At 58.7% G+C, this 8,490-nt stretch carries 6 protein-coding genes; 5 read left to right on the forward strand and 1 reads right to left on the reverse strand.

The annotated features are described in order from the left end of the window. Positions 1-367 precede the first annotated feature (367 nt). The 5 genes from helR to ACIQTS_RS10930 all read left to right on the forward strand — a co-directional run bounded on the left by helR (position 368) and on the right by ACIQTS_RS10930 (position 7,070). Entirely contained in the window at positions 368-2,527 is a 2,160-nt protein-coding gene (gene helR / locus ACIQTS_RS10910) for an RNA polymerase recycling motor ATPase HelR (RefSeq protein ID WP_402473333.1), read from the forward strand. Between the two features lie 30 nt (positions 2,528-2,557). Continuing rightward, complete coding sequence (locus tag ACIQTS_RS10915; RefSeq protein ID WP_332489121.1) at positions 2,558-3,805, forward strand: sensor histidine kinase; 1,248 nt, start codon at positions 2,558-2,560, stop codon at positions 3,803-3,805. Then, a complete protein-coding gene (locus tag ACIQTS_RS10920; protein ID WP_400288027.1) occupies positions 3,802-4,419 on the forward strand; it encodes a response regulator in 618 nt (205 codons plus the stop codon). Before ACIQTS_RS10915 ends, ACIQTS_RS10920 begins: the two co-directional genes overlap by 4 nt. Before the next feature lie 112 nt (positions 4,420-4,531). Then, the gene (locus tag ACIQTS_RS10925; protein ID WP_402473336.1) at positions 4,532-6,634 is read left to right on the forward strand and encodes an MMPL family transporter; all 2,103 of its coding nucleotides are present in this window, start codon (positions 4,532-4,534) and stop codon (positions 6,632-6,634) included. Next, complete coding sequence (locus ACIQTS_RS10930; RefSeq protein ID WP_402473338.1) at positions 6,627-7,070, forward strand: DUF2871 domain-containing protein; 444 nt, start codon at positions 6,627-6,629, stop codon at positions 7,068-7,070. The genes ACIQTS_RS10925 and ACIQTS_RS10930 overlap by 8 nt, the downstream gene beginning before the upstream one ends. A 133-nt stretch (positions 7,071-7,203) precedes the next feature. Here the strand turns inward: ACIQTS_RS10930 and ACIQTS_RS10935 are convergent, their stop codons facing one another. Beyond that, positions 7,204-8,226 carry an exonuclease domain-containing protein gene (locus ACIQTS_RS10935; RefSeq protein ID WP_402473341.1) on the reverse strand — a complete coding sequence of 341 codons (1,023 nt, stop codon included), beginning with the start codon at positions 8,224-8,226 and terminating at the stop codon, positions 7,204-7,206. Positions 8,227-8,490 lie beyond the last annotated feature (264 nt).

Below are 8,490 nucleotides of genomic sequence, written 5' to 3' on the forward strand. Positions count from 1 at the left end.
GCCGCGGTACCACCCCGCTTATCCCCCGCCGCAATGATGGGGAATCGCTTATCTTCAGCTGTGACGGGCTGGTCCCGTTCGGTTCTACTTGGCGTTCATGATGCTCGCGGTTCTTCCGAAGACTCACCGGTGATAGCCGGATCGAAGTCGCAGTCCTTATATCCTACCGCGTGATGCCCCAGCTGAAAATTCCCAGCAGCCTTCGAAATGCAAGTGAGCGCAGGCTCACAGTACGCAGCTGGAAAACCGAAAACGCCATTCCCTGCATTTTCAGGATAGCGCGCCCAGGGGGCCTTGCCGCAAGGCCCCGCATAGGATCCATAATCAATATCTTCCCCACGAGAACTAGCCAGACCAGGGAGCCCGCGTGCTTACCAAAATCGCAAACACCAACTATTACGATGCCATCGAGCACAGTCCAGCACCGGAGAACTCGGCCGAGACTGCCGAGGACCAGCAACGGCTCTGCGAAATTGCCAAACGGGTTGGGCAGCTTCGATCCGAAATCATGGAGCGCATTGCCCGACGAGGACAAGACCAGGCCGGCGTGCTGCAGCAATCCCTTGAACGCGATGTTGAACTCAGCGAATTAGCACAGCGGCTGCGCCAGCTGGACCGCATGGGTCCCTACGCCTGCTTAGGCTTCATGGAAATAGCCGGGACCGGCGAGCGCCTATACATTGGCCGCAGTGGCTTGAGCGACGACCAGGGCAAGCAGCTGCTGCTTGATTGGCGAGCCCCGGCAGCAGAACCATTCTTCGCCGCCACCCATGAGAAGGACCATGGGTTGGCCATGAGACGCCGCTACCGTTGGCGCCGGCAACGCATCTGTGACTATTGGGATGAAGTGTTTGATTCCTCCCAGCTGGCTTCCCACGCCCGCCTGGATGACCACTCTTCATTTCTCGCTTCCCTTGGCAGCAAGCGTTCACCAAAAATGCACGACGTGCTCGCAACCATCCAGTCGGACCAGGACGCGATCATCCGGAGAAGCTCGCAAGGCGCGCTGGTGGTTGATGGCGGGCCGGGTACCGGCAAGACGGTGGTCGCCCTGCATCGAGCCGCCTATTTGCTGCATGCGGACCCACGGCTTCAACGCCAGGGCGGCAAGGTTTTGGTGGTAAGCCCGCACGAGGCCTATAGCTCCTATGTCGCTGACATTCTTCCGAATCTCGGCGAGGACGAGGTGCTCATTTCAACGCTTTCGAACATAGTTTCGATTGGCGATGATTTGCCCTCGGAACCGGATCACGGAGTCAACCGCATTAAATCCAGTCTGGCAATGCTGGATGCAGTCAAGAGGGCCGTGCAGGTCTTTGAAGAGCCTCCCTCCGTTGACGTTCAAATCGACTTTGGGGAAGCTCAAGCCACTCTGACAACGCAGCTGTGGCGCACTGCGGTCACCATGAATGGCGAAGCAACGCCGCACAATGAAGCACGCATCGAATTGCGTGATGCCCTCATTGATCAATTGCTCCCCCAAGCCCTCAGAGGCGAAGACACGAAGCCACTGCCGCGCTCGGAGTGGGAGAGAAATCCAGCACTGAATGGGTTGCTAGATGAGCACTGGCCTGTCCTGGATCCATGCAAGCTGCTGCGGGCGCTCTATTCAACCCCGGAACTGCTCCGCTACAGCGGCAGAGACCTTGGCAACGAAGAGATCGAAAAGCTACTGGCAAGTTCGGCTTCTGGCCGATGGACCACGTCGGATATTCCGCTGATTGACCTTGCGCGCTTTCTCATTGGCGACCCGCACAGCGAAGCGAAACGTCGTGATGAACAGTTCAGAGTGCACGCCGAGCGTACTCGATGGAAAAACGTCGTTGATGATCTGATGGACTCGGTTGACGACAGCGAGGATCTGGCATCCCAGCTCATCCACCACGATCTCCAGGAGCAGCTTCTCGCCGGAGCTCCGGAGAACAATTTGGCCTCGCTCAATTACGACGGACCCTTTTCGCATGTCATCATCGATGAAGCCCAAGACCTGACCGATGCGCAATGGGCAATGATCCAACGCCGTTGCCCATCAGGGAGCCTGACGATTGTGGGCGATAGGGCCCAGGCCGTTCACGGCTTCAACACGACATGGGAACAGCGTTTGGCCAGGATTGGCATTCGCGGCATCTCCGTATCCCGCTTGCGGGTCAACTACCGCAGCACGGCACAGATCATGGAAGCAGCCGCAGAACAGATCCAGGCACAGATGCCCGAGGCGAACGTGCCGCGATCATTGCGCACGGATGGTGCACCGGTGCGTTATGCCCGCCTGACCGAACTGGAATTAATACTCGATGATTGGCTAGGCGAAAATGCCGAGGGCACGGCGGCAGTTATCGGGGCCTCTGGCTTCCACGACTCTGGCAGGGTCCGCTTTCTTTCGCCAGAGAACGCCAAGGGCCTGGAATTCGATCTGGTGCTCGTCTGCCAGCCACGCTCCTTCGGCACCGGATTAAGCGGAGCCGTGCGCAGATACGTGGCCATGACCAGAGCGACAGCTCAACTGGTAATACTTGCCGATCAATAACCGGCAGCAGCCTTTAGTAGGCTGGCATTCATGAGTACTTCCGAGCCGCAGTGGTTGGACACCCAGAATCAGCAGCACTCGTTGGCCTCGCCAGTGGTGCTGCGCTGGGGGCAGCACCTGGTGACGGCAATCCTGCTTGCCATCGCGTTGCTGCGACAGATTTCAGCGCAAGGAAATGTCCTGCCCGCGATCCTCGTCTCGGTACTCTTCGCCACTTGGTACAGCCTCGGCTTCGTTTCCCGTGCCAAGAAAGGAGTCTTCGCCAAGCCCGCGTGGTGGTTGGCGCTGCTGCTAGGGATCTGGATTGCAAGCCTCTTCGTTTCCGCTGAATTCATGTGGTTGGCCTTCAGCCTTTGGCTTCTTCTGGGCCACCAGCTGCCATTTCTTCCCTCAATATTGTGGTCAGTGGTCGTCTACGCCTTTACTTTGCTCGCTCCCTACCTGCACAATGCCGAGCTCAGCATTGCCGCCATTGCCGGCCCCTTGGTTGGCGGGCTATTCGCCTGGGGCATCTCCCGCGGATACCTGCAGATGGAACGCGATGCCGAAGTGCGCACATCCTTGGTGAATTCCCTGGTGCGAGCCCAGCAGGAAATGGCAGACCTGCAAGGAGAATTGGCCCGCTCCCAGCATGAGGCTGGCATCGCCACCGAACGCACCCGCTTGGCCCGCGAAATCCACGACACCGTGGCCCAGCAGCTCTCCTCCATCGGATTGCATGCCAAGGCGGCAGAAGCCTCCAAAGACCCAGAGTCTGCCTCGGCGGCCCTGAGTCGCATCGATGAGCTTTCCGGGCAAGCGCTGACCGATTTGCGTCGCATCATCGCCGCCCTGGCTCCGGCAGAACTCGATTCCCAGGCGCTCGCCGGAGCCTTGGGCCGCGTCTTGGAGAATTTCAAGGCCGATTCGAAGTTGGAGACCCGATTGGATATCGAACCGGGGCTGCCCACTTTGGATCCGAATGTGCAGATCGCGCTGCTGCGCACCACCCAATCCGCCCTGTCCAACGTGCTGCGCCATGCCCAGGCCTCCACGGTGGCGCTCAGCCTGGGGTCCAGCGGCGACGAGGTACGTTTGGATATTGTCGATGACGGCATCGGCTTCGTTCCCAAAACTGGTCGCGTGCAAACCAGTACGCACACCGGAGGCTTCGGCCTGACCGCAATGAACCAGCGCCTGCGCGAACTCGGCGGCGGTTTGGATGTCGAGAGCTCACCCGGTGAAGGCACCGCCCTGTGCGCCCACCTTCCGCTTCGCTTAGCAAAGGACAACTCATGATCCGGATCCTGCTGGTCGACGACCACCCCATCGTGCGGACCGGCCTGCGCGCGCTGTTCGAGAACTACGACGACATCGTTGTCATTGGCGAAGCATCCAGCGGCGAGGAAGCGGTGGAATTCGTCAAGGCCAACACCGTCGATGTGGTGCTCTGCGACTTGCGCTTGGGTGCCGGGATGAACGGTGCACAAACCACCGCGGCGATCCGCCAACTGGCCAAACCGCCTTATGTGCTGATCCTGACCACCTTCGACAAGGACTCAGAGCTGCTCGCTTGCATCGAAGCTGGAGCTGCCGGCTACCTGCTCAAGGATGTCAGTGCCCAGACCATCGTCGAGTCCATCCGCCAAGCCTCCGCCGGGCACATGGTCCTGGCCCCGGAGATGACCCAGCGCGTTGTCGAGGGCATGCGCCGTCCCAAAATCGAGCTCACCAAGCGCGAAAAGGACGTATTGGCCCAACTGTCTACCGGTGCCGGCAACAAGCAGATCGCCAAGGCCCTGTTCGTCTCGGAGGCGACGGTCAAAACCCACCTGGTCCACATTTTCGACAAGCTCCAAGCAACCACGCGTACCGACGCGATCAACAAGGCCAAAGACCACGGACTGCTGTAGCTGATCAACAGAATCCCGGTGACACGGCGGGGTGCATCTCAACCTTTCGGTTGAAGTTTTATTCACCCCTTTCCACGATGGCCTGACCTGCGAAATCTCGTTAACTGGAACTATGAAAGTTCCAGTTATCCCCCGGATCGGCGATTCGCTGACCAGCCGCCGCGGAGCCCGCATTTGGGCCGCTGGCATCTTTGCAATAGTTCTCGTTCTCTTTGGTGCGCTGAGCAGCATCCAAGCCCCAACCCGTGCGGCCAGCTCCCTGGTCGAAGGCTCCGAATCGGCACAGGTCGCCGAAATCCTGGATGCCAACACCAGCGATTCCCAGAGCTCGGCTTTGCTGGTGGCCAACCGCGCCGATGGCCATGCGTTGAGCAATGCCGACACCGCTGCCCTTGATGAGCAGACCGCGGCGCTAGCCCACGACGCGGAGGTGTCCGCCGGCCGCACCATGGCCAGCGAAGACCAGCAGGCAGCCATGGTTCCGCTCACCTGGGATACGGTCTCCGATACGGCCGACCGCCAGAAGCTGGATGAGGTCCGCAACTGGATCCAGGCCCATCCCATTCAGGGGCTGGCCGTGCAGGTCACTGGTTCTACCGCCTTCGCAGTAGATATCACCAATGCCTTCGCCGGGGCGGACTTCACCCTGCTGGCCGTCACGGTGGGCATCGTGGCAGTCTTGCTGATCCTCACCTACCGTTCGCCGGTACTCTGGCTGATCCCGCTGGTCGTTGTTGCCCTCGCCGATCGCAGCGCCTCCCTGGTGGCGAACCTGCTGGGCAACGCCTTCAATCTGCACTTCGACTCCGGCGTGCTCAGCGTGCTGGTCTTCGGCGCCGGTACCAACTACGCCTTGCTGCTGATCTCCCGCTACCGCGATGAACTGCAGAAGAATGCTAATCACCGCCAGGCGCTGTCCAAGGCGTGGGCGGCCAGCTTCGAAGCGATCCTGACCTCCAACCTCACCGTAGTGCAGGCCCTGCTGACCTTGGGACTGGCCGTCATGGAAGATACCCGCGGGCTGGGCATCGTCTGCGCCGCTGGCTTGCTGATCGCTGCGTTCTTCGTGCTCTTTGCGCTGCCACCGATCCTAGCCTTTGCCGGGCGCAAGGCGTTCTGGCCGCTGGTCCCCCGTCCGGGACAGGAAAGCAAGAAGGAAAACTTCTTCGGACGTGCTGCTCGTGCTGTGATGACCCGTCCGGGTCTGAACCTGGCAGCATTGGCGGTCTTGCTCATGGTGCTGGCTGGAGCGTTGACCGGCACCCGTATCGGCCTGGACCAGACCCAGCAATTCCGCACCGCCACCGAGTCTTCCAGTGCCATGCAGACCCTGGCCGCGCACTTCCCCGCAGGTGAAACCCAGCCGATCACCGTGTTGGCGCAGGGAACCGATATCCAGGTCCTGCGAGATGAATTCTCCGGAGTCGACAACGTCAAGCGTGTTGGCGAATCCTCCCAGCTCGGCACCACGCCATGGCAGCAGTTCTCTGTCATCTCGGCTGTCGATCCCAGCTCGGCCATGGCACAGGACCTGGTAGCGGACCTGCGCGGTGCTGCGGCAACCGGCAGTACCGGGCAGGTGCTCATTGGCGGGCAGAGCGCCGAACAGCTTGATTCGCACCAGATGCACCTGCGCGACCTGTTCGTGATTGCCCCGCTGATCATGGTCATCTGCTTCGTGATGCTCGGCTGGCTGACCCGTTCCTGGCGAACCGCACTTGCCTTGGGTCTGGTGAATTTGCTCAGCGCGGGCGCCGCCGTCGGCTTGGGTTCCCTGGTTTCCTCGGTGGTCTTCGAGGCCAACGCCCTGGATGTCCAGGTGCCGCTGCTGGCCTTCGTCTTCTTGGTCGCCTTGGGCGTGGATTACACCATCTTCTTGACCCAGCGAGTTCGCCAAGACTCGCAGGTGCTGGCGCTGGGCGACGCAGTGGTACTGGCCGCAAGCCGCACCGGTTCGGTGATCACCAGTGCCGGGCTCGTGCTGGCAGGTGTCTTCGCGGCACTGGCAACACTGCCGATCACGGTACTAGGCCAGCTCGGCCTGATCGTCGGACTCGGCGTCCTGCTGGACACCTTCGTCGTTCGCACCCTGCTGCTCCCGGCGATGTTCGCAGTCCTGGGCTCAGGCAAGCATCCACTCTTCGGCACAACTTCCTCCGCTGCAGAAGCAACTGCAGAACCAACCGTTCAGAAAGAAAACAAAATCAATGCGTAAGCTCGTGAATTTCTCCTTCGCCTACATGGTCCTCGGTGTAGCTTCCGGTCTTTTCTACCGTGAATTCACCAAGATGAACGGCTTCGCTGAAGGCCAGTGGACCCAGCTCTCCGTAGTCCACACCCACCTGCTGGTGCTGGGCTTCATCATCTTGCTGCTGGTGCTCCTTCTGGAAAAGGCCTTCGGCCTGAGCCAGCACCGCAAGCTCTTCGCGTGGTTCATGGGCACCTACAACGCGGGCGTGATCCTAACCGCGGGCATGCAGCTCACCCACGGCATCATGACCGTACTAGGCATTGAGTCGTCCAAGATGATCTCGGGCATCGCGGGCCTTGGCCACATGTCGATCACCGCAGGCATGATCTTGCTGTTCATCATGCTGCGCCGCAGTGTCGGCGCCCAGAAGCCAACCCAAAAGGTTGAGCTGGCCGGCTAGCCCATCGCGCGTAGAACGTATAGAGGCGGCCCAGAGCGTAATGCGCTGGGCCATCTCTACAACTATTCGCAGATGCCTCGTTACCTGTGCGATCCACGGTATCCATTCATTGCAACGCTACGATATTTTATTTCTACGACCCCGTTGAGGAATTAGGAAGCAGGACTTCGACACCATCAAGTTGAGTTCCATCGAGACACCGTAAGAAGTCATCTTCTGTCATGACTTCTATCGATTGCCCTTTATCTTGAAGTTCGAACGCCTTGCGAGCTTTTCCTGTCAGTTCGGATCCAGGACGGAGAACTGTCGGATCAATATCGCCGATGACTAAAACGTTGGTTCGTTTTGTTGTGTTTGCTTCGGGAATCGCACCAAGACGGGCGCATTCTTGCCTGGCTACTTCACGCGGCATCGATTTCAGTCCCCCAGTAAAGACCACGACACGTCCGTATAGATATCCGTCCGGATCCGCTTCGGTATTAATCTCGACATCGGTCAATGGCTTAGATGTTGATTTGGCACGAGCTTGCCCTCCCCGGTAAATCCCGGGAGCCATGTACCCTAGTCGGACGCCAACAGTGTCGGCTAATTCTTGAAGGTCAGCGGCCGCATGCTGCTCTGAAAGCCTGTCGATAATATTTACCACTGCTCTGGCATCAGCCAACGCGTCGTGATGATTCTTCATCGACAATCCCAGCGCTTCGACGACGTAAGGAAGCCGATATGAAGGAAGTTGCAAGGCCCTTCGGGCAGTCACCAGTGTGCACAAGAAGTTGAATTCCGGGCATTCAATGGTGTCAGCTGCACAGGCATAACGGATAACGCCCGTATCGAATGCAGCATTGTGCGAGACGAGAATATCGCCTCCAACAAAGTCTACGATGCGTGGTAGAACTTCGTTCCAGCGAGGCGCGTCTTGAACCATGTCAGAGGTGATTCCGTGGATTGAGACATTCCACGGGTCGAAGTGATCGGCACCTTTTGGTGGCTTAATTAACCAATGACGTTCCTCCACGGTCCGTCCATCGCGGACGCGTACAAGTCCCACTGAACATGGTGACCCTCGAAAGGAATTCGCAGTTTCGAAATCAATGGCAGTGAAGTTCAACATCGAATGCTCCATACACTCAAATAATCTTTGCACCGTTAAGGCCATTCTGCATCAAGCGAGAGACAAAATGAGCATATTTAGTTGAAAATTAAATTTCTGCCCAAGATGGCATGTCCCTCCAGATCCGTGATGAAGCCCAGCTTATCCACTGATCGATAGAGTTCCTGAATGCACTTCTGATAACACTAATGGGCGGTGGGGGGGGGGGGACATTTTGGGGGGGCGCCCCCCCCCACAAGGAATTAGCCCGGGGGGGGAGAAAAAAGGGGAGAAAAAAATTTTTTTTTATATAAAATAAAAAAAAAATAT

It is taken from the genome of Glutamicibacter sp. NPDC090743 (genome assembly GCF_044769125.1).
GTDB lineage: Bacteria > Actinomycetota > Actinomycetes > Actinomycetales > Micrococcaceae > Glutamicibacter.

Coding starts and splice junctions, on each gene's coding strand:
- ACIQTS_RS10915 (WP_332489121.1), top strand. CDS start 2,558: ATGAGTACTTCCGAGCCGCAGTGGTTGGACACCCAGAATCAGCAGCAC.
- ACIQTS_RS10920 (WP_400288027.1), top strand. CDS start 3,802: ATGATCCGGATCCTGCTGGTCGACGACCACCCCATCGTGCGGACCGGC.
- ACIQTS_RS10925 (WP_402473336.1), top strand. CDS start 4,532: ATGAAAGTTCCAGTTATCCCCCGGATCGGCGATTCGCTGACCAGCCGC.
- ACIQTS_RS10930 (WP_402473338.1), top strand. CDS start 6,627: ATGCGTAAGCTCGTGAATTTCTCCTTCGCCTACATGGTCCTCGGTGTA.
- ACIQTS_RS10935 (WP_402473341.1), bottom strand. CDS start 8,226: ATGGCCTTAACGGTGCAAAGATTATTTGAGTGTATGGAGCATTCGATG.